The following is a 21,837-nucleotide window of genomic DNA, read 5'->3' as shown; positions in this document are numbered from 1 at the left end:
TGGACTGCACTCCGCGACCTGCGGCGACGCGGCCGTGCTCGGTGCTCCGGGCGGCGGTTCCAGCGGATCCAGCGAATTGCGCAGCAGAGTCACCGCGCGGACCAAAGAACCGCGAGAGCAACAGGACCCCGAGAGCAACAGGACCCTCAGAGCTACGAGTGTCCGAGCTCCGCCGTGTCCTCGTCGGCCCCGCCCACCGACACCGACCCGGAGTCCGCCGCGGGTCGCAGCGGGAACGGGTCCACGATCGTCTCGTCGATCACGTGCGGCGGCGGAACCGGCGGCTTCGGCATCACCGCTGCCTCCGAGTGCCCTCCGCAGCCGTACGCCAGGGACACCACACGACCGTCCGCCGGGGCGAACTCGTTCGTACACACGCCGAACGCCTGCCCGAGCGACCCTCCGATCGCCACGAGGAACCCGCAGCTCACGCAGGCCGCCGGTGCGGCCTGGGCCATGGGCGTCTTGGGGCCGTAGGCGTCCTCCCAGCGGTCGGCGGCGCTGTGGAGGCCGTACCGGGACAGGACGCGCGCCCGGCGCATGCCCAGTTCCTCGGCCACCGCCGCGATCGAACCGCGGGCCGGTACGACCGTGAAGTCGGCCGGTGAGCCCGCCGTGATGTCCGCGTCCTCGGCGTCCGCCAGATCCGCGGCCAGCGCCACCGTCTCCGAAGCCGCCACGGACGACGCGAGCACCGAATTCGGCAGCGGCTCGTCCTCGCCCGAGTAGCCGGGCTCCAGACGCAGGTCCTCCGCGTCCGTCGGCAGCAGATCCCCGGGTCCCATGTCCCCGGGGCGCAGGCGCTCGCTCCACGGCACCCATTCCGGCGCCTGGAGGGCGTCGGGGCCCGGGAGGAGCACCACCTCGTCCAGGGTGACCAGCTTGGCCCGGGACGCCCGGGCGACCGTCACCGCCCAGCGCCAGCCCCGGTAGCCGAACTCCTTGCACTCGAAGAAGTGCGTGACGACGCGGTCCCCTTCTGAGACCACGCCCGCGTGTTCACCCACCACTCCTGGTGCCGCCGCCTCCTCCGCCGCGGAAAGGGCGAGGTCGACGGCCTCGGCGCACAGGCGGTCGGGGGTGCGGCTTCGCGTTGTCGCTGCGCTCACAGGTATCGCTTCTCTCCTACGCCGTCTCACGAGTGCGCCCGTCCCGACGGGGTGCGAACGGTTGCGAACGGAGCGGACCAGAGGGCCGCGTCAACGTCCGCGCCCGATCACGCTCGGGCGCACCTACGTCATCCATTCTGCGGGATGGCCGAGAGGCGCGCGGCCGAGAACAACCGCCACTGCGCGCTACGCACGCTACCTTCTCCAGCGCCCGGGGCCCACACCGACGGGACGGTTCGCGACGACCGACATCCAACTGTGCCAACTCCGACCCCCCTCCCGCTCGCCCCTCACCCCACTCTTCCCAGCCCTCGATGGCCGGAAAACACCCCGCCCGAACCGTCCGCGAGACCCGCCCGGCTCCCTCCCCCCGGCCCCTCCCCACGCCACTCGGCCCCATACGCGCGGTAACCGCACTACGTACGTCCTTCTCGGGGCACTATTGCGGGGTGGCAACCGAGAGGTCGCCCCACGGCACCACCGGGGCCGGTGGGGCCCAGGGGAACAACCGGAGCGGCACCGGCACCAAGAGCGGCCGGCGCGGCGTACGGGACCGGGTGAACGGGTCCGTGCGCGCGGTCGGGCGTGCCCTGCACTTTCCTGTGACCGGTACCGCCCGGGGCATCCGCAAGGCCACCCACGCGCACGGGGCCGGTGAGTCCGGGCTCGGAAAGCTCATCGAACTGCACGCGGTGAACGGCGCCGGCGACGTCATGATCACCATCGCCCTCGCCTCCACCGTCTTCTTCTCCGTCCCCACCGACGAGGCACGCGGGCGCGTGGCCATCTACCTCGGCATCACCATGGCGCCCTTCACCCTCCTCGCCCCCGTGATCGGCCCCCTCCTCGACCGCCTCCCGCACGGCCGGCGCGCCGCGATGGCCGGCGCGATGCTCGCCCGCGCCCTCCTCGCCCTGCTTCTCGCCGGAGCGGTCACCACCGGCAGCATCGAGCTGTACCCGGCCGCGCTGGGCGTCCTGGTCGCCTCCAAGGCGTACGGCGTGGTCCGCAGCGCCGTCGTACCCCGCCTCCTGCCACCCCGCTTCTCCCTGGTGAAGGCCAATTCGCGGGTCACGCTCAGCGGGCTGCTCGCCACCGGTGTGGCCGCGCCCATCGGCGCCGGGCTCCAGGTCCTCGGTCCGCGCTGGCCGCTCTACGGCGCCTTCGTGATCTTCATCGCTGGTACGTTCCTGTCCTTCTCGCTCCCGCCCAAGGTGGACTCCGCCAAGGGCGAGAGCACGGCCCTGCTGGCGGCGGACGCGGAGCATCTGCACGGCCCGCACCGTCGCGAGACCCTGCGCCGCCCGGGCCTGCGCACGGTCGGCACGGCCGTCACCCACGCCCTCGCCGCCAACGCCGCCCTGCGCTGCCTGTCGGGCTTCCTGACCTTCTTCCTCGCCTTCCTGCTGCGCGAGCATCCGCTGACAGGCGAGAGCGCCGCGTGGTCGCTGGGCATGGTCGCCGTCGCGGCGGGCGTCGGCAACGCGCTCGGTACGGCGGTCGGGGCGGCCCTGAAGCAACGCGCGCCGGAACTGATCGTCGTGACGGTCGTCGCCGTGGTCCTCGGCGCGTCGATCGTCGCCGCGATCTTCTTCGGAGCCGCCCTCGTCGCGGGTCTCGCGGCGGTCGCCGGGTTCTGCCAGGCCCTCGCCAAGCTGTCCCTGGACGCGCTGATCCAGCGGGACGTCCCCGAACTCGTCCGCTCCTCCGCGTTCGCCCGCTCGGAGACGCTGCTCCAGATGGCGTGGGTGCTCGGCGGAGCTGTCGGTATCGCGCTGCCGCTGGTCGGCGGGCTGGGCCTCGGGGTGGCCGCCGCGATCGTCGCCACGGGCTGGCTGACCACCGTCAAGGGCTTGATCGGCTCGGCACGGCACGGGGGCCGAGCCCACCCCCGGGCCGCCTGACACCACTCAGCGGGGCCTACCGGGGCCCGGCACGCCGTACCCGCGTGACGACCGTGCCGCGGGTGCCCGATAGCCTTCGGCCATGACCTCGTTGCGTTCCGCTTCCACTGCGCGCCGTCGCCGCGCTGTTGCCGCCGTCGGCGCCTTTGGTGCCGGACTGCTCGTCCTGTCCGCCTGCGACAAGCCGACACCGATCGCCACGATCACCGTCGGCAGTTCCTCGGTGAACTCGGAGGCCTCCTGCTACGACGGCGGCAAGGAGCTCAAGACCGCCGCCGTGGCCGAGTGCCTCAAGGACACGGACATCAAGAGCATCACGGTCGACCCGGACGAGACCGTGCGTTTCGGTGTCGACCCGGAGATCGCCGACAAGGGCTGGACGATCCTGATGAACGGTCAGCCGCTGACCGACGCCAGCACCAAGACGTACCGCACGATCCCGGGCAGTGTCTTCTTCAACGCCCAGTACGGCGCCCAGGGGAACTCAACGCTCGTCTCCATCAAGGAGGGCGAGAACGAGGTCAACGGCCTGTGGTCGTTCCGGCTGAAGAAGGACTCCTGACGACGTCAGGGGTACGAGTCCTCGTAGCCACCGCGGTCCCCGTCGAGCGGGACGCGGTGGCACAGGCGTTCGATGCCGCTGACGGCGCCGGCAGCGGACCCGTCGACATCATCGCCGTGGGAGTCGGCCCCGCCGCCTCCGCCGCGTCCGTCGCCTCGGCGCTCACCACCGCCGCCCTGCGCGGCATCCCCTACGGCCTGGTCGTCTCGGCGGGCATCGCCGGCGGTTTCCAGCCTCAGGCACCCGTCGGCTCGCTGGTCGTCGCCGACGAGATCACCGTCGCGGACCTGGGCGCCGAGACGCCGGACGGGTTCGTGCCGGTCACCGCACTCGGCTTCGGCACCGTCACCCACCGTCCGCCGGAAACACTCGTACGAGACGTCACTGCCGTGACAGGCGCCCGCGCCGGCGCCGTACTGACCGTCTCCACCGTCACCGGCAGTGCCCGACGCGCCGCCGAACTGCGCGCCCGGCACCCGAGTGCGCTGGCCGAGGCGATGGAGGGCTTCGGCGTCGCCGAGGCCGCCGCCGCGCACGGTGTGCCGGTGCTGGAGATCCGGGCCGTGTCCAACCCCGTCGGGCCCCGCGACCGCGCCGCCTGGCGCATCGGCGACGCACTCACGGCCCTGACGGAGGCCTTCGGGAAGCTCGCGCCGGTACTGGAGAGTTGGAACCCCCATGAGCACCCACATGAACCCGCAGACTGAGCGGACCGGACAGCCACTGCGGATCGCGTACTCGCCCTGCCCGAACGACACCTTCGTCTTCGACGCCTGGGCCCATGGCCGGGTGCCGGGCGCGCCCGCGCTCGACGTGACCTTCGCGGACATCGACATCACCAACGGCATGGCCGAGCGCGGCGAGTTCGACGTGCTGAAGGTGTCGTACGCCGTGCTGCCCTACGTCCTCGACGAGTACGCGCTGCTGCCCTGCGGGGGCGCGCTGGGCCGGGGCTGCGGGCCGCTGGTGCTCACGCGGGAGGCCGGGGCCGACCTGACCGGCCGTACGGTCGCGGTGCCGAGCGAGCGGTCGACGGCGTACCTGCTGTTCCGCCTCTGGGCGGCCGAGACGGTTCCGGGCGGGGTCGGCGGAATCGTCGTGATGCCGTTCCACGAGATCATGCCCGCCGTGCGGGACGGGAAGGTCGACGCCGGGCTGGTCATCCACGAGGCACGCTTCACGTACCGGGACTACGGGCTGCACAAGCTCGCGGACATGGGCGAACACTGGGAGCAGACGACCGGGCTGCCGATCCCGCTCGGCGCGATCATCGCCAAACGGTCGCTGGGAACCGGCACGCTGGAACTGCTGGCCGAGGCCGCCCGGACCTCCGTACGCGCCGCCTGGGACGACCCCGAGGCCTCCAGGGCCTATGTCCTGGAGCACGCGCAGGAGATGGACCCCAAGGTCGCCGACCAGCACATCGGGCTGTACGTCAACGAGTTCACCGCCGACCTCGGCGAGGACGGCTATGCGGCGGTCCGGGGGCTGCTGACACGCGCGGCAGCCGAGGGGCTGGTGCCGGCGCTCGGCCCTGAAGCCCTCTCGTTTCCCTGATCCGGCCCACCCCGCAGCCGCCGGACCGAGTCCGGCGCAGCCGCCAGCCGCCCGCGAAGCGGTGCGAGGACGGCAGAAAAAGATGCCGCGGCGGCCAGGGGGGCTGCTCACACGCGCTGCGGCCGAGGGGCTGGTGCCGCCCCTCGGCCCGATCGCACTCAATTTCCCCTGGACATCTCCGGAAACCCCTACACGTCCAACTGGTCGGCGACCGCCCGCAGGAGGCCCGCGATCTTCGCGCCGGAGGCCTTCTCGGGGTAACGGCCCCTTTCCAGCATCGGCGTGATGTTCTCCAGGACGGTCGTCAAGTCCTGGACGATGGATGCCAGTTCGTCGGGCTTCTTGCGCTGCGCCGCCGCGACCGACGGAGTCGGGTCCAGGATCACGACCGAAAGTGCCTGGTCACCGCGTTGCCCGGCGACAACTCCGAACTCCACGCGCTGGCCCGGCTTGAGGGCATCGACTCCGGCGGGCAGGACCGAGGAATGGACGAAGACGTCACCGCCGTCGTCGCGGGAGAGAAAGCCGAAGCCCTTCTCACTGTTGAACCACTTGACCTTGCCGGTGGGCACGTCTGTTCCTCGTCCTCATACTCGTCGGAAATTGCTTCGGGCGGTTGGGAACTGCTGCGAACGGCTACGAACTGCTGGCAGGAAAACGGGTCTTGATAGCACGTGGGCGGGTCGCTGGACCCGCCGGTACCAAGGCTAATGGTCCGTAGGCAGGTGACAAGACGTCGCCGGGTTGTTCCTTCGGGCAGGGAACTACCCTGGTCGAGTGCGTGACAAAACCCAAACGAATTCCGCCGCGGCCGGAGATCGGCTGATCCGCGTCGGTGCCGTCGTGTTCTTCGTCGGCGCGGTGGCCACTTTGGTCACCGTGGCCCCTTTCCTCCTCGGTACGACGCCATTCCCGACGTACATGTTCGGCTTGAGCATGCTGATGGGCGTCGGCTTCCTCGTCGCCGGCGCCGGTGTGCTCCAGTCGGTCGCCGAGGGCCGGCGTCAGGCGCGGGCGGCCGTCGCCCCCGAGCAGCCCGAGTAGGAGGCCAGCCAGGCCGGGAAGTGGGTGAGGTCGTCGAGGACGACGTCCGCGCCGGCCGCGCGCAGCTCAGCGGCGTCGCAGGGCCCGGTGGGCACGGCCACGGACAGGGCACCGGCGGTGCGGGCGCCGCGTACGTCTCCGACGTGGTCGCCGACGTACACGCTCGCGCCGTGCTCGCGCAGCGCCAGCGCCTTCTGCTCGGCCCACAGGTCGCCGATGAGCTCGTCGGGCTCGATGCCGAGATGCGCGAGGTGGAGCCCGGCGTTCGGCTCGTACTTGGCGGTGACGACGATCGCCCGCCCGCCGGACTCCCGTACGGCCGCCATCGCCTCGCGGGCACCGGTCATCGCGGGGGTCGCGGTGATGGCTATGGCCGGATACATCGCACGGTAGAGGTCGCTCATGGCCTCGATCTGATGGGCCGGAAACCAGTGCACCAGTTCCTCCGCGAGGGGCGGCCCGAGCCGGGTGACGGCGAGATCGGCGTCGATGAACGTGCCCGTCCGCTCCGCGAGCGCCAGATAGCAGGCGTGGATGCCGGGGCGGGAGTCGATGAGGGTCATGTCGAGGTCGAACCCGACGGTGAGCGCGCCGGAGGCCATGGATGTCATATGCACCATTGTGCGGGAGCGGGCGGCGGAGGCGGGGGACAGTGCTCAGCGCGGACGCTGGGAGCGCCAGACCAGGAACAGGGCCGAGGCGATCGCGGCGCCCCGTACGACCCACGGCCAGGTCTCGCTGAGGGCCTCGTTCATGTGCCCCTCGGCGATGGGGTCGCCCCAGCGGCCCTGGGTACGCCCCCACAGCCACCCGGCACCGGCCGCGACCGCCGCTCCCGGCAGATACACGACCGCCCACTTCGTCTCGCCCTGGGAGAGCCGGCGCGAGGCGTAGGCGATGGCCCAGCCGACGAGGAGGGCGTACAGGTTGCCGAGGGCCGCTCCCGAGACGAGGAGTCCGGCGGCGAGGAGGAGGAGCGGGTTGATCCAGCGGCCGGAGGGGAGGGGGAGCCGCAGGCGGGGGCGCCGGCGCGGGGCGGATTCCGCCCCGGCGGCTCCTTCATCGCCTTCATCGCCTTCGGCGGTCTCGGCGGCCTCGGCGGCGGGTTTCTCCTTCTCCCTGGCCTTCTCCCTGGCCTTCTCCGGCCTGGGCGGCGGCTTGAGCAGGTCGGGGATCTCCACACCGCCGACGAACCCGGCGGGGAGGCTGTCCGTGTCGGTGAGCACGCCCCTGCGGCCGGCCAGCCACCAGTCCGCGTCCCCGAGTTCGTCCGTACCCGCGAGATGGGGCGGGGCGGGGTCGCCGTCCGAGGGAAACGGAGCGAACGCCTCCGGCGCCCTCACCGCCTTCGCGGTGTCCGTCTCCGCCGGACGCGGGCGCGGTACGAGGCGACCGAGGCCCTTGCCCTTGCGCTGCGGCTCCTCGCGGTCACGCTGTACGGGTACTGCGGCGCGCGGCGCCTCGGGCGCACCGGCCTCGGCGCCCGCGCCGGCCACGACCTCGTCCGGGGTGCCGATGCGGTCGAGGATGCGGCGTACGGAGGCGGGGCTGTCGACCGGGGTCCTGGCGCGGCGGCGGTCGATCTCCTCGCGCAGCCCGGAGACGAGGCGCATCCGGGCGCCGGACGGCAACTGCCGCTGCTGGGCCAGGTCTCCGACCCTGCTCAGATACTCGTAGACGACCTGGTCGCTCTCGATACCCACGAAGTCAGACGTTACCGGCATCTCCATCAAGCACGGGCGGTACCTCCTCAGCACCGGCGGTACCCCTCCAGCACCGGCCCGCACCCTCAGCCCGTCCGGCGATTGAGGACAAGGCCCGTTCAGGGCCGGAGCGGGGGTCTGGGGGCGCAGCCCCCCGTGACGCCCGCGCCGACTCCCCGCGCCGACGGAAGACACCTCACCGCACCCACCCGCTACCGTGGGCGGGATGAGCACCGAGGAGACACCGGCGCCGCGTTCTCTCGCGGAAGCGCTTCGTACGCGGGACGACGCGTCGCTCGCCGCGCTGCTGCGCAGCCGTCCGGACCTCATCACCCCCGTCCCCACCGACCTCACCCAGCTGGCCACCCGTGCCGGCACGCGCGCGTCGGTCGTGCGCGCCCTGGAGCGCCTGGACCGGTTCACGCTCCAGACGGCACAGGCGCTGGCCGTGGCCCCGGACCCGGCGGGGTACGAGGATCTGCTGGCCCTTCTCGCGGGTGACGACGCCGATCCCGCGGTCGTCGCCGCCCTCCCCCGTGCCCTCACCGTGCTGCGCGAGCAGGCGCTGGTGTGGGGCGGGACGGACCGGCTGCGTCTCGTCCGTACCGCCCGTGAGCTGCTCGCGCCCTCGCCGCAGCATCCGTCTCCGACGGGGCTCGGTCCGACGGTCGCGGAGGCGACGGCGGGGATGTCGCCGGGGCGCGTCCAGGAGATCGTGGCGGCTGCGGGGCTCACGTCGACGCACGACGCCGTGAGCGCGGTGGCCTCACTGACCGCCCTGTTCACGGACCGGAAGCGGATGGCCGCGCTGCTCGACAGTGCCCCCGCGGACTCCGTCGACGTACTGCGGCGCCTGGTCTGGGGCCCGCCGTACGGCCAGGTCACCGCCGACCCGGCCGCCCATCTGCGCTGGCTGCTGGACCGGGGCCTGCTCCTGCCCACGGCGCCCGGGACCGTCGTGCTGCCGCGTGAGGTGGCCCTGCATCTGCGCGACGGCCGGGCGCACCGCACGACGGAGCCGTTGCCGCCTGGTGTCGAGTCGACGGCGTCCCATCGTCCACAGGTTGTGGACAACGCGGCGGCCGGACAGGCGTACACGGCTCTCGCGACCGTCGAGGAGCTGCTGAAGGACTGGGACGAGGGCGGCCCCGTGGTGCTGCGGGCCGGCGGGCTGAGTGTCCGTGACCTCAAGCGGACCGCCGTCGCCCTGGACCTGTCCGAGCCGGTGGCCGCCTTCTGGGTCGAACTCGCCTACGCGGCAGGCCTGCTGGCGCCGGACGGGGAGGCCGACGAGCGGTACGCGGCGACCCCGGCGTACGACGAGTGGCTGGAGCAGCCCGCCGCCACGCGCTGGGCGCGGCTCGCGGAGGCGTGGCTGACGGCGACCCGGACGGCCGGAGTGATCGGCGGCCGGGACGCCAAGGACCGTACGCTGTCCGCCCTCGGCCCGGGCCTGGACCGGTCGGCCGCGCCGGAGGTACGGCACCGGGTGCTGACCCTGCTGGCCGCCCTCCCGGAGGGCACGTCGCCGACCGTCGAGTCCGTGCTGGCCCGCCTGCACTGGGAGCGTCCGACGCGCGGCCCGCAGCAGGACCGCGTCGGCGACGAGGACCTGCGCACCAGGCTCGCCCGCTGGACCCTGTCCGAGGCCGAGTCGCTGGGCGTCACCGGCCGGGGCGCACTCTCCGCCCAGGGCCGGGCCCTGCTCGGCGCCCCCGCCGCGCCGGCGAAGGCGCCCGAGCCGACCGGCCCCGGTGACAAGCTCCCGGTCCACCACCGCGAGCACCCCGCCCCCGAACCCCTCAGCGCCCCCGAGCAGGCCACCGCCTCGGCCACCGCCGCCCGTCTGCTCACCCCGCTCCTGCCCGAGCCGCTCGACCACGTCCTCCTCCAGGCGGACCTGACTGCGGTGGCCCCGGGCCCCCTCAGGCGCCCCCTGGCCGACATGCTCGGCGTGCTCGCGGACGTCGAGTCGAAGGGCGGCGCGACGGTCTACCGCTTCACCCCGGGCTCCGTGCGCCGCGCCCTGGACGCCGGCCGCTCCGCCTCCGACCTGCACGACTTCCTCACCGCCCACTCCCGTACGCCGGTCCCGCAGCCCCTCACCTACCTCATCGACGACGTGGCGCGCAGACACGGCCACCTGCGGATCGGCGCGGCCTCGGCGTACGTGCGCTGCGACGACGACTCGGTGCTCAGCGAGATCCTCGCCGACAAACGGTCCGCGAACCTCCGCCTGCGGCGCCTGGCGCCCACGGTGCTGGCCGCGCAGGCCGACCCGGCGACGCTTCTCGACGGTCTGCGCACGATGGGTTTCGCGCCGGCCGCCGAGTCCGCCGAGGGCGACGTCGTGATCACCCGCGCCCACTCCCACCGCACCCCGCCCCGCACGGCCCCGGACCCGGTGCCGGACGGCCCGCCGGCCCCCGACGCCACGCTGCTCTCGGCGGCGATCCGGGCGATCAGGGCGGGTGATCTGGCCTCGACGGCCCCGCGCAAGCCCACGGAGACCCCGGCCGCGCACGGCGACCTCCCGCGCACCGGTTCCGCCGAGACCCTGGCCACCATGCAGGCCGCCGTGATGACCGGCGAGCCCGTGTGGATCGGGTACGTCAACGCCGAGGGCGCCGCCAGTCAGCGCGTCATCGCCCCGATCCGGGTGGAGGGCGGCTTCGTGACGGCGTACGACCACACGGCGGACGAGGTACGGACGTATCCGCTGCACAGGGTCACGGGCGTGGCGGAACTGGCGGACGACCAGCCGTAGGCGAGCCCCCGGAAAGTCATGGGCAAGTCATGGGCAAGCCACGGGCACCTGGGTCACTCGCACGAGTGGCGGCCCGCGTTCATGCGCGCCACGCCGGAGACTTCCCACGCACGAGGGAGCCTCGGGCCGGCTCCGCATTCCGGAACGGGCCGCTGGGCAGCCACGGGACGTCCTGATCAAGCGCGGTGAAAGGAAGTCCCCTCCCATGCGTGCCGCCCGTCGTGTCGCCACCCTTCTGGCCGCCACCGCCCTGCTGCTCGGCGCCTTCACCACCCAGGCCGCGGCCATCGGCATCGCCGGCGTCGTCATCAAGACCCCGCCGATCTGACCCGCCCCGCGCACACCACACGACGCGACACCTCGGACCGCGCCCGGCGCCCCCCGGGTCCGGCCCGCCCCGGATCACTTCCGTCTCATCCCCGTCTCATGCTCATCACAGCCCGGACACACCACAGCCCGAAAGGCCCCCGGCGTCCCCATGCGTGCCAAGTTCCCCGCCCGCACCCGTTCCGTCGTCGCCCTGTCCGCCGCCGTACTGCTCTCCGCGGCCGCCCTCGTCGTCGTACTCACGCCCGAGTCCTCGGCCTCTCCGTCGGCGCTGCCGCTGCCTCTGCCGCTGCCCGTGAGCGGCGTCGAGTCCCTCGTCACGGAGGGCGTCACCGTCGAAGGACCGCTGGTCAACAACCTGAATCTGCCGCAGCTGAGGTAGCCGGCCGGTCAGCAGGCCGCGACCCGGGCGTCCTCGGGCAGGCCGAAGTGGGAGCGGGCGGCGGCCTCCAGGACGGTGGACGACATGGTGTCGTCGGCGTCGGACTCGGCGAAGCGGCCGAAGTGGTCCTCCGTCCACTCCCCGTAGCCCGCGCCGTCCGGCGGCTCCTCCTGCGACAGGACGCGGTAGCCGCCGTCCGCCGCTCGCTCCAGCCGCACGACCTGCGGATACCGGGCGCCGCCGCACTCCACCAGAGCGCCCCCGCGAACCCCGTACTCCATGCACAGGGTGTTGACGCCGGCCCGTACGACGCCGTCGTCCCCGCGACCGAGCTCCAGAGCCTCAGCCCGGCAGAACCACCGCGCCCTGAGGCCGGCCACCGTCTCCCCGTACCCGCTCCCCCGCGATTCGGCCACGAGCCGGGTCTCGATCACCGGCCGCACCTCACTCCACAGACGGGCATCCACGCCCGTCGGCCACAGCACCCACGCACCCGTCGCCATCAGCACCGCCACGGCCCCAAGCCCCGACGCGTATCTCCCCACCGACTGCACCGCGAGCTCCTCACCGCGCCGCGCCACCGCGCCGCTCCCGCAGGTTCAGACAGGGATCGAGGGCCCGGGGTTGCCCCCCGAGGCCCGTCGACCGGGATCCGCTGTGACCCGCACCCCGCCGTGACCATCCGCCGGTAAGGCACACTGGACGTTTGGCCGTAGGCCGTACGGAAGGGATGTGTACGTACGTGAATGGTCCACTTATCGTCCAGTCGGACAAGACCCTGCTCCTTGAAGTCGATCACGAGCAGGCGGGCGAATGCCGTCGGGCCATCGCGCCGTTCGCGGAGCTGGAGCGGGCGCCGGAGCACATCCACACCTACCGGGTGACCCCGCTGGGCCTGTGGAACGCGCGGGCGGCGGGACACGACGCCGAGCAGGTCGTCGACGCGCTCGTGCAGTACAGCCGCTATCCCGTCCCGCACGCGCTGCTCGTCGACATCGCCGAGACGATGGACCGCTACGGACGGCTGACCCTCTCCAAGCACCCGGCGCACGGCCTGGTCCTCACGAGCACCGACCGTCCCGTCCTCGAAGAGATCCTGCGCTCGAAGCGGATCACTCCGCTGGTCGGCGCCCGGCTCGACCCGGACACCGTGGCCGTGCACCCCTCCGAGCGCGGGCAGATCAAGCAGGTGCTGCTGAAGCTGGGCTGGCCGGCCGAGGACCTCGCCGGGTACGTCGACGGCGAGGCGCACGAGATCGAGCTGGCCGAGGACGGGTGGGCGCTGCGCCCGTACCAGCAGCAGGCCGTGGAGAACTTCTGGCACGGCGGGAGCGGAGTGGTCGTCCTGCCGTGCGGGGCGGGGAAGACGCTGGTCGGGGCCGGGTCCATGGCCCAGGCGAAGGCCACCACCCTCATCCTCGTCACGAACACCGTCTCGGCCCGGCAGTGGAAGCACGAGCTGGTGAAGCGGACGTCGCTGACCGAGGAGGAGATCGGCGAGTACAGCGGGACGCGCAAGGAGATCCGGCCGGTCACCATCGCGACGTACCAGGTGCTCACGACCAGGCGTAAGGGCGTCTATCCGCACCTGGAGCTGTTCGACTCCCGCGACTGGGGACTCATCATCTACGACGAGGTGCATCTGCTGCCCGCGCCCGTCTTCAAGTTCACCGCCGATCTGCAGGCCAGGCGGCGCCTCGGTCTGACCGCGACCCTCGTGCGGGAGGACGGGCGCGAGTCGGACGTGTTCTCGCTGATCGGGCCGAAGCGGTTCGACGCGCCCTGGAAGGAGATCGAGGCGCAGGGCTACATCGCGCCCGCCGACTGTGTCGAGGTGCGCGTCAACCTGACCGGGTCGGAGCGGCTCGCCTACGCCACCGCCGAGACCGAGGAGAAGTACCGCTTCTGCGCGACCACCGCGACCAAGCGCAAGGTGACCGAGGCGATCGTGCGGCGCTTCGCCGGGCAGCAGATCCTCGTCATCGGCCAGTACATCGACCAGCTCGACGAACTGGGCGAGCACCTGAACGCGCCCGTCATCAAGGGTGAGACGCCCAACTCGCAGCGCGAGAAGCTCTTCGACGCGTTCCGCCAGGGCGAGATCAGCGTGCTGGTCGTGTCCAAGGTGGCGAACTTCTCGATCGACCTGCCGGAGGCCACCGTCGCCATCCAGGTGTCGGGCACGTTCGGGTCGCGTCAGGAGGAGGCGCAGCGGCTGGGACGGGTGCTGCGGCCCAAGGCCGACGGCCACAAGGCCCACTTCTACTCGGTGGTCGCCCGGGACACCATCGACCAGGACTTCGCCGCGCACCGGCAGCGGTTCCTGGCGGAACAGGGATACGCGTACCGGATCATGGACGCGGACGAGCTGCTGGCGGAGGGCGTCGAGGGCACCGAGGGCTGACCGGGACGCCGCTCATTTGCGACGCACGCCTGCCTCCTCGCCGTACTCACCGAGGAGTACGACGCTCAGGGCGGCACCCGCGAACACCTTGACGGCGCGCACGGCGTCGCCGAAGGGGTGGCGGTGGCCGCCCCGCAAGGGGGTGGCGCCTGAGCGGACGGAAGCCACGGAGGCCACGGACGCGGGGATGAAGGCTGCTGCGCTCATGTATCCATGGTCGCGCCCGGGGCCGCCGATGCCATCGGCCTGCGGGTCGAACCTCCGTCGTCTCCCCGTACGACTCCGGGTGGACGTCTCCCCCACAGGAAGGTGGAGCCCGCCCCCTAGGGGACTACGGACGCCGTACGTGCTGCCGTGCGTGCTGGCGTACGTGCTGCCGTGCGCCGGAATTGATTGGCCTCCGCCTCCTCCCGTCCCCTAGGATCTCCGCTCTTGCCCGCCTCCCGTCGTGGAGCGCCGCCGCCCGGACGGAAACCGGTCGGCTCTCGACGTCACACCCGAGCAGCAGACCCGCGCATCTGCGCGCAGGTATCCGGAGGCACTCCCTTGTCCAGCCCCATCTCCGACCCCGTTTCCGACGACCCCCTCGGCCGTGAGCGCTCCCATCTCTCCGCCTCCCGGGCGGCCCTCCGCGCGATGCGTGAGGACGCGGAGTCCCTCGACATCACGGACGTCACCGCGAACTGGGTCAACGCGGAGGTCCTCTCCCGCCAGATCGGGGAGCGGATCAAGGCCCTCGCCGACCTCAGCCACACCCCGCTGTTCTTCGGCCGCCTCGACTACCTGCACGCTCCCGGCGTCGAGCAGGCCGAGGGCGCGGAGGGGGAGCAGTTCTACATCGGGCGCCGGCACGTCCACGACGCCGACGGGGACCCCATGGTCATCGACTGGCGCGCCCCGGTGTCCCAGCCGTTCTACCGGGCGTCCAAGAAGGACCCGCTGGATGTCGGCCTGCGCCGCCGGTTCGGATACACCGGCGGGGACCTCACGGCGTACGAGGACGAGCACCTCTCCGACCCCGCCGAGGCCGCGGCCACCAGCAAGCTGCTCCAGCAGGAGATCGAGCGCCCGCGCGTGGGCCCGATGCGCGACATCGTGGCGACCATCCAGCCCGAGCAGGACGAGATCGTACGCAGCGGGCTGGGCGGCTCGGTGTGTGTGCAGGGGGGTCCCGGCACCGGAAAGACGGCCGTCGGTCTGCACCGGGTCGCGTATCTCCTCTACGCCCACCGCGACCGGCTGGCCCGAACCGGCACCCTCGTCATCGGGCCGAACAGGTCCTTCCTCCATTACATCGAGCAAGTGCTGCCCGCCCTCGGTGAGTTGGAGGTCAAGCAGGCCACCGTGGACGACCTGGTCGCCCATGTCGAGGTGCGCGGCACGGACGACGCGGCGGCAGCGGTCGTCAAGGGTGACGCAAGGATGGCGGACGTCCTCCGGAGTGCCGTCTACTCCCACGTGACCCTGCCCACCGAGCCCGTGATGGTCGTACGAGGATCACGGCGCTGGCGCGTCCCGGCGTACGAACTGGAGCGCATCGTCCGGGAGTTGCTGGACCGGGGCATCCGGTACGGCGCCGCCCGCGAGGCCCTGCCGCAGCGCATCGCGCACGCGGTGCTGGTGCAGATGGAACGGTCGGGCGAGGCGCCGGACGACCGTGTGCAGGACGCCGTCGCACGCAACGCGGCGGTGAAGGCGGCCGTGAAGACGGTCTGGCCGCCCGTCGACCCCGCGAAACTCGTCCTGCGCCTCCTCACCGACGCCGACTTCCTCGCCGCGCACGCGGCCGGAATCCTGGACGCGGACGAGCAGAAGGAGATCCTCTGGGCGAAGCCGGTACGGTCGGTGAAGTCGGCCAAGTGGTCAGCGGCGGACGCCGTGTTGATCGACGAGACGACCGACCTGGTCCAGCGCACGCACTCGCTCGGGCATGTCGTCCTGGACGAGGCGCAGGACCTCTCGCCGATGCAGTACCGGGCGGTGGGCCGGCGCTGCACGACCGGCTCGGCGACCGTCCTCGGCGACCTCGCGCAGGGCACCACGCCCTGGGCGACGCGGAGTTGGGACGAGGCGCTCGGCCACCTGGGCAAGTCGGACGCCGTGATCGAGGAGCTGACGGCCGGTTTCCGCGTCCCGACGGACGTCATCACCTACGCCTCCCGGCTGCTCCCGCACATCGCCCCGGGCCTGACTCCGGTGGCGTCGGTCCGCGAGAACCCGGGGTTCTTCGACGTACGGAAGATCACCGAGACGGATTCTCCGGACTCTCCGGATGCTCAAGTGGTCGCCGCCTGCGAGGAGTTGCTGCGCAACGAGGGGTCGACGGGTCTGATCGCGGCGGACGCCCGCATCCCCGCCCTCGCGGAGGCGCTGACGGCGGCGGGGATCGGCTACCTCTCCCCGGGTGAGGAGACGACGCACGAGACCCGGCTGACCCTGGTCCCCGCCTCCCTGGCGAAGGGTCTGGAGTACGACTACGTGGTCCTGGACGAACCCCGGGCCGTCGTGGACGGCGAACCCGACGAACGCACCGGCCTGCGGCGCCTGTACGTGGCGCTGACGCGGGCGGTGTCGGGGCTGATCGTGACCCACGCGGCGCCGCTGCCGGGGGAACTGGACTGACAGGACGTTTCCAGGGCGACGCGGGTGCGGATCAGGCCCCGGTTTCCTACCCACCCACCCGTTTGCCGCATCCGTCCAGCGCGGGCCGAGGCGTCCCAGCGCGTCCGGCGGTCGAGGAGAAGGCCCGTTCAGCCAAGCTTCGTTCCCACCCACCCGCCCGCACAGCTTCTCCAGCCACGCCGAACCCCTGCAGCACCCGCCCACCCCCAGCCCGTCCGGCGTCTGAGGACAAGACCCCGTCCAGCGCCAGCATCTCTCCCACCAGCACCGGCCCGCGCCGCCAGCCCGTCCGGCGCCTGAGGGAAGCCCGTCCAGGGCCGTAGGGGGGCTGGGGGCGCAGCCCCCAGGGATGGGACGGGTAGGGGCGGCGGGGGCGAGAAACGCCTGCCCTCAGCCCGCGTCCAACGCCCCCCGCCACTCCGCCACCGCCGCAACCGACACCGGCCTCCCCCACCCCTCCGGCCTGGCCGCACCCCCGATATGGAACGCGTCCACTCCAGCCGCACGCAGCCGCGGCACATGCTCCAGCCGCAACCCACCCCCCACAAGAAGCCGCTGCTCGTACCCGGGCTCCCCCCGCCGCGCCGCCTCGGCGAGGAGCGTGGGAAGCCCGTCGTCGACGCCCGCCGCCGAGCCGGCGGTGAGGTAGGTGTCGAGGCCGGGGAGCCCGTCGAGCTGCTTGCGCAGGGCGTCCCGGTCGACGGCATGGTCGATCGCGCGGTGGAACGTCCAACGGCAACCGTCGAGTTCGGCGACGATCCGCTCGACGGCGACGAGATCGACGCCACCGTCGGCCCCCAGGAACCCGAGCACGAACTCATCGGCGCCCACGCCCCGCAGTCTCCGCGCGAACCGGACCAGCCGATCGACGTCACCGACGGCGAACCCGTCCGCCAGCCGCAGCATCACCCGCAGCGGAATGTCGACGGCGGCACGGATCCCGGCGAAGGCCGCCACTGTCGGAGTGAGCCCGTCGGCGGCCATGTCGGTGACCAGTTCCAGCCGGTCCGCCCCTCCGTCCCGGGCGGCGACGGCGTCCTCGACACCGAGGGCGATCACCTCCAGGACTGCGCGCTCACTCATGGGTCCCCATTCATCGACGCCGACACACGGCTACAGGTCTAGTCCAATTCTAGAGTACGCCCGCGAGCCCCGGCCCCGCCCCTCACCCGCCGAACATGTTCAGCTCCCCCTCCTCGACCCCCGCCAGCTCGTACGCCCTCGCCCCTGCCACCGACCGCCCCGCGTACAGCCGTACGAGGGTGGCGGCATCCCCGATGTACCGCCCCGGCGTCCGCTCCCCCGACACGTCCCCGAGCTTCAGCGGCTCGTCCAGTTCGTCGACGTCGGCGTGCAGCGGCACCAGCCCGCGTTCGCGGCTCAGCCGCGCGAGCAGGGGCAGCGCGTACGGCAGCCCGGCTCCCGCGTAGGCCCCCGGCTCCCCGAGGGCCTCCCGTACGTCACCGGCATGCACCCACTCCCCGAGCGCGGCCCCGTCCAGCCTCCCGCCGGCCCTGGCGATCACACCCCCGGCCTCACCCATCACCTTCTCCAGCTCGTCGACGACCTGCGCGTTCGTCAGGTCGCCCCGCTCGGTGATGTCCCGGTTGTTCGACTCGGGCGAGAACGCCCCCTTCTCCAACCTCCCCTCCACCACCCTCAGCAGCACGGCCGAACAGTGCGCGAGCACGTCCCGCACGGTCCACTCCGGACACCCGGCGGTCACGATCCCGAAGTCGGCCTCGGACCTGACCCGCAGCATCGGTATGAGCGCGTCACGCTCGATGGCGAGGAGCCGCCCGGGCAGCTCGGGGTCCCGTACGCCGTTCACTTCAGCAGGAGTAGTCATGCTTCCCACGCTAGGGGCCGACGCGACCGGACGGGAGAATGCCCGCATGCCCGACCGAGCCGACCTCGACGCCCTCCGCACCCGCTGGACCCAGGCCCTGGAAGCAGCCCGGCCCGGCGACGCCAAGAATCTCCCCGACCCCACCCCCTACGCCGACAACCTCCTGACCCGCTACCAGGAACCCCACCGCCGCTACCACACCCTCACCCACCTCTCCGCGGTCCTCGACCACATCGACGTGCTGGAGCGGGCCGGAACACCCGCCCCCGACCCTGCCCTCGTCCGCCTCGCCGCCTGGTTCCACGACGCGGTGTACGCCCCCGACCGCTCCGAGAACGAGGAGCGCTCCGCGCGTCTCGCCGAGCGCGCGCTTCCCGAGGCCGGAGTCTCAGCGGCGGGCACGGCGGAGGTGGCCCGCCTGGTCCGCCTCACCGTCACCCACGCACCCGCGCCCGGCGACCGCAACGGCGAGGTCCTGTGCGACGCGGACCTCGCGATCCTGGCCGCCCCCTCGGACACGTACGCCGCCTACACGGCCGCCGTCCGCGAGGAGTACGCCTTCGTGCCCGAGGACGCCTTCAGGGCGGGCCGGGCAGCGGTACTGCGCCAACTCCTCGCCCTGCCAAAGCTGTTCAGGACGCCGTACGGGACGGAGTGGTGGGAGGAGACGGCGCGCGCCAACATCACGTCGGAGCTGGAGCGACTCCAGTCAGACCCGGGGCCGCTTTAATCCCTGTCCGCCCCCGCACCTCACCCCCTATCCTCGCCGCATGCTGAGCATGGGCGGGAACGAAGTGGACGAGGCTGTCGCGAGCGTGGTGGCGCTGCTGCGGCCGGCGGTCGACCGGGACTGGGCGGAGATCAACGCGGGTCGGCTGGAGTGGAGTTGCCGACGGACGGCCGAGCACGTGGCCAGCGACCTCATCGCGTACGCCGGCCAGCTGGCGGGGCGGGCGAAGAGCGCGTACGTCCCCTTCCAGATCACCATCGACGGCCGTGAGAACGGTCTGGGCCCCGCCGACAACGAGGGCATCCTCGACGTCATCACGGCGACCGGCGCCCTGCTCACCGCCGCCGTCCGCACCGCTCCCCGCGACGCACGCGGCTTCCACCCGTACCCGTTCCGCAGCGCGAACCGCGAGGGTTTCGCCGCGATGGGCATCGCCGAAGTGCTGCTGCACGCCGACGACATGGCCGAGGGCCTGGGGCTGTCGTACGAACCGCCCGCGCACCTGGCCGAGTTCGTACTCACCCGGATCTTCCCGCACGTCCAGCCCGGCCCCGACCACTGGCAGACCCTCCTCTGGGCGACCGGCCGCGCCAACCTCCCCGGCCGCGCACCCATCGCCGAGTGGCGCTGGAGCAACAACCACGTCCTCGACACCGAACGTCTCCGGCTGGAGGGCGTCAACCCGGCCGCCGCCGCCGACCTGAGCGCGGGCGGCACGGGCGGCTTCGACTGGATCGAGGGCGGCCCGTTCGAGGGAACGCGCGAGGCCGCCGGGCTGGTGACCAAGGCGTACGAGGCGGGCGTACACCGCCCGGAGTTCGGCCTGTACGTCCTCGTGCGCCGGGAGGACGACCGCGCGGTCGGCGGCATGGGCTTCCACGGCGCCCCCGACGAGGAGGGCAAGGCCGAGGTCGGCTACGACCTCGTGGAAGGCGCCCGCGGCAACGGTTACGCGACGGAGGCCCTGCGCGTGCTGTCGGAGTGGGCGCTGGTCCGGGACGACGTACGGTCCCTGTACGCGACCATCGAGCCGGACAACGCCCCGTCCCAGGCGGTGATCGCCCGCGCCGGATTCGTGCCGGTGAGCGAGGAACTCGACGACGAGGGGCTCCAGGCCTACGAGTTGCGCGGCTGACGATCCCCCGACCTGCTCGCCCCGCCCGACCGATCCGCCCTGTCCGCCCGGCCCGGTTCCTTGCGCCTGCGCAACCCTGCCCCGTGCAGCAGCCGCACCACCTCGCGGCTGCTGACCTCCACCGCCCCGGCCGCCACCACATCCCCGTACCGATGCGACGGAATGTCGTAGTGGTCGCGCTCGAAGGCCCGCCGGGGCACCCCCAGCCCATCGGCGAACGCGTGCAGTTCGTCGTACGAGACATCGCTCACGAGGTGGGACCACACGTGGCCGTGGCCGGGCCAGACGGGCGGGTCAATGTAGATGGTCACGAGGACGACGTCCCGCCGTGCGCCGCGTCCAGTGAGCCCACCGCCGCCACCCGCACCCCCGCCTTGTGGCACACCCACTGCGGGTCGGGCCCCAACTCCGGTTCCACCTCCAGGGCGTGCGGATCGCCGACGCCGCAGACCGGGCAGATCGGCCAGCGGCCGTACTTCTCCAGCAGCGCGTCCTGCACGTCCTGTGCCACCAGCCCGGCCACGAAGTCCACGCCGTCCGGCCACTGCTCGACCCACCACCGCCGCTGTACGACGGACTCCTCGACCATCGAGACGACATCCGCCTCGGCGACCTCGCCCGCGACCAGGTCGGCGAGCACGAGGGCGCGTGCCGCGTGCAACGCCTGCTCCAAGGGGGTGATGGGGGCGCTTGGGTCGCCGGTGGGGGTCATGCACCCATTGTGCGCACTCTTGACCGTACGCCCGAACGGAAAATATCTTTCATCATGTGACCCAAGACGTGAAGGAAAGTTTCGGAGCAGCGGGCGCGACCGCCACGCCCAGCGGCATCTCGGGTGTCACCCCGCCCGCGCCCGCCGCCCTCGCGGCCAAGGTGCGGACGCTGGCGCCCTCCATGACCCGCTCCATGCAGCGCGTCGCCGAGGCGGTCGCCGCGGACCCGGCCGGCTGCGCGGCCCTCACTGTCACCGGCCTCGCCGAACTCACCGGCACCAGTGAGGCGACGGTCGTCCGTACCGCCCGCCTCCTCGGCTACCCCGGCTATCGCGACCTGCGCCTCGCGCTCGCGGGCCTGGCCGCCCAGCAGCAGTCGGGGCGCTCCCCCGCCGTGACCGCCGACATCGCGGTCGACGACCCGATCGCCGACGTCGTGGCGAAGCTGGCGTACGACGAGCAGCAGACCCTCGCCGACACCGCCGCCGGGCTGGACATGGCCCAGCTGTCCGCGGCCGTCAGCGCGCTGGCCGCCGCCCGTCGCATCGACATCTACGGCGTCGGCGCCTCCGGGCTGGTCGCCCAGGACCTCACCCAGAAGCTGTTGCGCATAGGGCTGATAGCGCACGCCCACAGCGACCCGCACCTCGCCGTCACCAACGCCGTGCAGCTGCGTGCGAAGGACGTCGCCGTCGCGATCACGCACTCGGGGTCGACCGGGGACGTCATCGAGCCGCTCCGCGTCGCCTTCGAGCACGGGGCCACGACCGTCGCGATCACCGGGCGGCCCGACGGGCCCGTCTCGCAGTACGCCGACCACATCCTCACCACCTCCACGGCCCGCGAGAGCGAACTGCGCCCGGCGGCCATGTCCTCGCGCACCAGCCAACTCCTCGTCGTGGACTGCCTGTTCATAGGTGTGGCCCAACGGACGTACGAGACCGCCGCACCCGCGCTCTCCGCCTCCTACGAGGCCCTGGCCCACCGCCACACCCCGCGCAACAACACGACATCACGCCGCTAGGCCCG

23 protein-coding genes are annotated in these 21,837 nt (G+C 72.5%); 13 read left to right on the top strand and 10 right to left on the bottom strand.

What is annotated here, in order from left to right:
• Window positions 1-152 precede the first annotated feature (152 nt).
• Window positions 153-1,109 carry a DUF3027 domain-containing protein gene (locus tag RB628_RS26650; protein WP_318323054.1) on the bottom strand — a complete coding sequence of 319 codons (957 nt, stop codon included), beginning with the start codon at window positions 1,107-1,109 and terminating at the stop codon, window positions 153-155.
• A gap of 449 nt (window positions 1,110-1,558) precedes the next feature.
• Here RB628_RS26650 and RB628_RS26645 point away from each other — a divergent pair, with 449 nt between their 5' ends.
• The 4 genes from RB628_RS26645 (at window position 1,559) to RB628_RS26630 (ending at window position 5,132) form a co-directional block, all read left to right on the top strand.
• On the top strand, window positions 1,559-3,013 hold the full coding sequence (locus tag RB628_RS26645; RefSeq protein ID WP_318323053.1) for an MFS transporter: 1,455 nt from the start codon (window positions 1,559-1,561) through the stop codon (window positions 3,011-3,013).
• 82 nt (window positions 3,014-3,095) lie between these two features.
• Window positions 3,096-3,575 (top strand): DUF2771 domain-containing protein, encoded by a 480-nt coding sequence (locus tag RB628_RS26640; RefSeq protein WP_318323052.1) that lies wholly within the window; start codon window positions 3,096-3,098, stop codon window positions 3,573-3,575.
• Window positions 3,545-4,282 (top strand): futalosine hydrolase, encoded by a 738-nt coding sequence (locus RB628_RS26635; protein WP_318323051.1) that lies wholly within the window; start codon window positions 3,545-3,547, stop codon window positions 4,280-4,282. Before RB628_RS26640 ends, RB628_RS26635 begins: the two co-directional genes overlap by 31 nt.
• Window positions 4,266-5,132 carry a 1,4-dihydroxy-6-naphthoate synthase gene (locus RB628_RS26630; RefSeq protein WP_318323050.1) on the top strand — a complete coding sequence of 289 codons (867 nt, stop codon included), beginning with the start codon at window positions 4,266-4,268 and terminating at the stop codon, window positions 5,130-5,132. The genes RB628_RS26635 and RB628_RS26630 overlap by 17 nt, the downstream gene beginning before the upstream one ends.
• A gap of 188 nt (window positions 5,133-5,320) precedes the next feature.
• Here the strand turns inward: RB628_RS26630 and RB628_RS26625 are convergent, their stop codons facing one another.
• Complete coding sequence (locus RB628_RS26625) at window positions 5,321-5,704, bottom strand: cold-shock protein (RefSeq protein ID WP_318323049.1); 384 nt, start codon at window positions 5,702-5,704, stop codon at window positions 5,321-5,323.
• Between the two features lie 205 nt (window positions 5,705-5,909).
• Between RB628_RS26625 and RB628_RS26620 the strand changes: the two genes are divergently transcribed.
• A complete protein-coding gene (locus tag RB628_RS26620) occupies window positions 5,910-6,176 on the top strand; it encodes a hypothetical protein (RefSeq protein WP_318323048.1) in 267 nt (88 codons plus the stop codon).
• Here RB628_RS26620 and RB628_RS26615 read toward each other — a convergent pair.
• Together RB628_RS26615 and RB628_RS26610 are read right to left on the bottom strand one after the other, a co-directional pair.
• Window positions 6,137-6,787, bottom strand: a complete 651-nt coding sequence (locus RB628_RS26615; protein WP_318323047.1) for an HAD family hydrolase — start codon at window positions 6,785-6,787, stop codon at window positions 6,137-6,139. The two genes, RB628_RS26620 and RB628_RS26615, sit on opposite strands and share 40 nt — an antisense overlap.
• A 45-nt stretch (window positions 6,788-6,832) precedes the next feature.
• Window positions 6,833-7,879 carry a hypothetical protein gene (locus tag RB628_RS26610; protein ID WP_318323046.1) on the bottom strand — a complete coding sequence of 349 codons (1,047 nt, stop codon included), beginning with the start codon at window positions 7,877-7,879 and terminating at the stop codon, window positions 6,833-6,835.
• A 226-nt stretch (window positions 7,880-8,105) separates the two neighbouring features.
• On the opposite strand from RB628_RS26610, the gene RB628_RS26605 reads away from it, so the two are divergent.
• From RB628_RS26605 to RB628_RS26595, 3 genes are all read left to right on the top strand, one after another.
• Complete coding sequence (locus tag RB628_RS26605) at window positions 8,106-10,646, top strand: helicase C-terminal domain-containing protein (protein ID WP_318323045.1); 2,541 nt, start codon at window positions 8,106-8,108, stop codon at window positions 10,644-10,646.
• Between the two features lie 205 nt (window positions 10,647-10,851).
• Window positions 10,852-10,974: a hypothetical protein gene (locus RB628_RS26600; RefSeq protein ID WP_318323044.1), complete on the top strand. Its 123-nt coding sequence runs from the start codon at window positions 10,852-10,854 to the stop codon at window positions 10,972-10,974.
• A gap of 150 nt (window positions 10,975-11,124) precedes the next feature.
• A complete protein-coding gene (locus RB628_RS26595; RefSeq protein ID WP_318323043.1) occupies window positions 11,125-11,355 on the top strand; it encodes a hypothetical protein in 231 nt (76 codons plus the stop codon).
• Window positions 11,356-11,363: 8 nt separating this feature from the next.
• Here the strand turns inward: RB628_RS26595 and RB628_RS26590 are convergent, their stop codons facing one another.
• Entirely contained in the window at window positions 11,364-11,936 is a 573-nt protein-coding gene (locus tag RB628_RS26590) for a hypothetical protein (RefSeq protein WP_318323042.1), read from the bottom strand.
• 161 nt (window positions 11,937-12,097) lie between these two features.
• On the opposite strand from RB628_RS26590, the gene RB628_RS26585 reads away from it, so the two are divergent.
• Window positions 12,098-13,759, top strand: coding sequence for a DNA repair helicase XPB (locus RB628_RS26585; RefSeq protein WP_318323041.1), 1,662 nt, complete (start codon window positions 12,098-12,100; stop codon window positions 13,757-13,759).
• Window positions 13,760-13,771: 12 nt separating this feature from the next.
• Here RB628_RS26585 and RB628_RS26580 read toward each other — a convergent pair whose 3' ends face one another.
• Window positions 13,772-13,966 (bottom strand): hypothetical protein, encoded by a 195-nt coding sequence (locus RB628_RS26580; RefSeq protein WP_318323040.1) that lies wholly within the window; start codon window positions 13,964-13,966, stop codon window positions 13,772-13,774.
• A gap of 339 nt (window positions 13,967-14,305) precedes the next feature.
• On the opposite strand from RB628_RS26580, the gene RB628_RS26575 reads away from it, so the two are divergent.
• Complete coding sequence (locus tag RB628_RS26575) at window positions 14,306-16,381, top strand: HelD family protein (protein ID WP_318323039.1); 2,076 nt, start codon at window positions 14,306-14,308, stop codon at window positions 16,379-16,381.
• A gap of 390 nt (window positions 16,382-16,771) precedes the next feature.
• Here the strand turns inward: RB628_RS26575 and RB628_RS26570 are convergent, their stop codons facing one another.
• Both RB628_RS26570 and RB628_RS26565 read right to left on the bottom strand, forming a co-directional pair.
• Complete coding sequence (locus tag RB628_RS26570; RefSeq protein ID WP_318323038.1) at window positions 16,772-17,464, bottom strand: copper homeostasis protein CutC; 693 nt, start codon at window positions 17,462-17,464, stop codon at window positions 16,772-16,774.
• An 82-nt stretch (window positions 17,465-17,546) separates the two neighbouring features.
• The gene (locus RB628_RS26565; RefSeq protein WP_318323037.1) at window positions 17,547-18,230 is read right to left on the bottom strand and encodes a maleylpyruvate isomerase family mycothiol-dependent enzyme; all 684 of its coding nucleotides are present in this window, start codon (window positions 18,228-18,230) and stop codon (window positions 17,547-17,549) included.
• 46 nt (window positions 18,231-18,276) lie between these two features.
• Here RB628_RS26565 and RB628_RS26560 point away from each other — a divergent pair, with 46 nt between their 5' ends.
• Window positions 18,277-18,960, top strand: coding sequence for a hypothetical protein (locus tag RB628_RS26560; RefSeq protein WP_318323036.1), 684 nt, complete (start codon window positions 18,277-18,279; stop codon window positions 18,958-18,960).
• Window positions 18,961-19,000: 40 nt separating this feature from the next.
• Window positions 19,001-20,095, top strand: coding sequence for a GNAT family N-acetyltransferase (locus RB628_RS26555; RefSeq protein ID WP_318323035.1), 1,095 nt, complete (start codon window positions 19,001-19,003; stop codon window positions 20,093-20,095).
• On the opposite strand, the gene RB628_RS26550 is transcribed toward RB628_RS26555, so the two are convergent.
• On the bottom strand, window positions 20,077-20,406 hold the full coding sequence (locus tag RB628_RS26550; protein WP_318323034.1) for a DUF4031 domain-containing protein: 330 nt from the start codon (window positions 20,404-20,406) through the stop codon (window positions 20,077-20,079). The two genes, RB628_RS26555 and RB628_RS26550, sit on opposite strands and share 19 nt — an antisense overlap.
• Window positions 20,403-20,807, bottom strand: coding sequence for a hypothetical protein (locus RB628_RS26545; RefSeq protein WP_318323033.1), 405 nt, complete (start codon window positions 20,805-20,807; stop codon window positions 20,403-20,405). Before RB628_RS26545 ends, RB628_RS26550 begins: the two co-directional genes overlap by 4 nt.
• Before the next feature lie 56 nt (window positions 20,808-20,863).
• On the opposite strand from RB628_RS26545, the gene RB628_RS26540 reads away from it, so the two are divergent.
• A complete protein-coding gene (locus tag RB628_RS26540; protein WP_318323032.1) occupies window positions 20,864-21,832 on the top strand; it encodes a MurR/RpiR family transcriptional regulator in 969 nt (322 codons plus the stop codon).
• Window positions 21,833-21,837 lie beyond the last annotated feature (5 nt).

It is taken from the genome of Streptomyces sp. ADMS, from assembly GCF_033441795.1.
Classification (GTDB): domain Bacteria; phylum Actinomycetota; class Actinomycetes; order Streptomycetales; family Streptomycetaceae; genus Streptomyces.
This window is presented reverse-complemented; position numbering and strand designations above follow the sequence as displayed.

Bases quoted from the DNA above. Each gene is read 5' to 3' on its own strand.
- RB628_RS26580 (WP_318323040.1), bottom strand. From the start codon at position 13,966: ATGAGCGCAGCAGCCTTCATCCCCGCGTCCGTGGCCTCCGTGGCTTCC.
- RB628_RS26615 (WP_318323047.1), bottom strand. From the start codon at position 6,787: ATGACATCCATGGCCTCCGGCGCGCTCACCGTCGGGTTCGACCTCGAC.
- RB628_RS26630 (WP_318323050.1), top strand. From the start codon at position 4,266: ATGAACCCGCAGACTGAGCGGACCGGACAGCCACTGCGGATCGCGTAC.
- RB628_RS26600 (WP_318323044.1), top strand. From the start codon at position 10,852: ATGCGTGCCGCCCGTCGTGTCGCCACCCTTCTGGCCGCCACCGCCCTG.
- RB628_RS26555 (WP_318323035.1), top strand. From the start codon at position 19,001: ATGCTGAGCATGGGCGGGAACGAAGTGGACGAGGCTGTCGCGAGCGTG.
- RB628_RS26595 (WP_318323043.1), top strand. From the start codon at position 11,125: ATGCGTGCCAAGTTCCCCGCCCGCACCCGTTCCGTCGTCGCCCTGTCC.
- RB628_RS26640 (WP_318323052.1), top strand. From the start codon at position 3,096: ATGACCTCGTTGCGTTCCGCTTCCACTGCGCGCCGTCGCCGCGCTGTT.
- RB628_RS26605 (WP_318323045.1), top strand. From the start codon at position 8,106: ATGAGCACCGAGGAGACACCGGCGCCGCGTTCTCTCGCGGAAGCGCTT.
- RB628_RS26565 (WP_318323037.1), bottom strand. From the start codon at position 18,230: ATGACTACTCCTGCTGAAGTGAACGGCGTACGGGACCCCGAGCTGCCC.
- RB628_RS26560 (WP_318323036.1), top strand. From the start codon at position 18,277: ATGCCCGACCGAGCCGACCTCGACGCCCTCCGCACCCGCTGGACCCAG.
- RB628_RS26545 (WP_318323033.1), bottom strand. From the start codon at position 20,807: ATGACCCCCACCGGCGACCCAAGCGCCCCCATCACCCCCTTGGAGCAG.
- RB628_RS26570 (WP_318323038.1), bottom strand. From the start codon at position 17,464: ATGAGTGAGCGCGCAGTCCTGGAGGTGATCGCCCTCGGTGTCGAGGAC.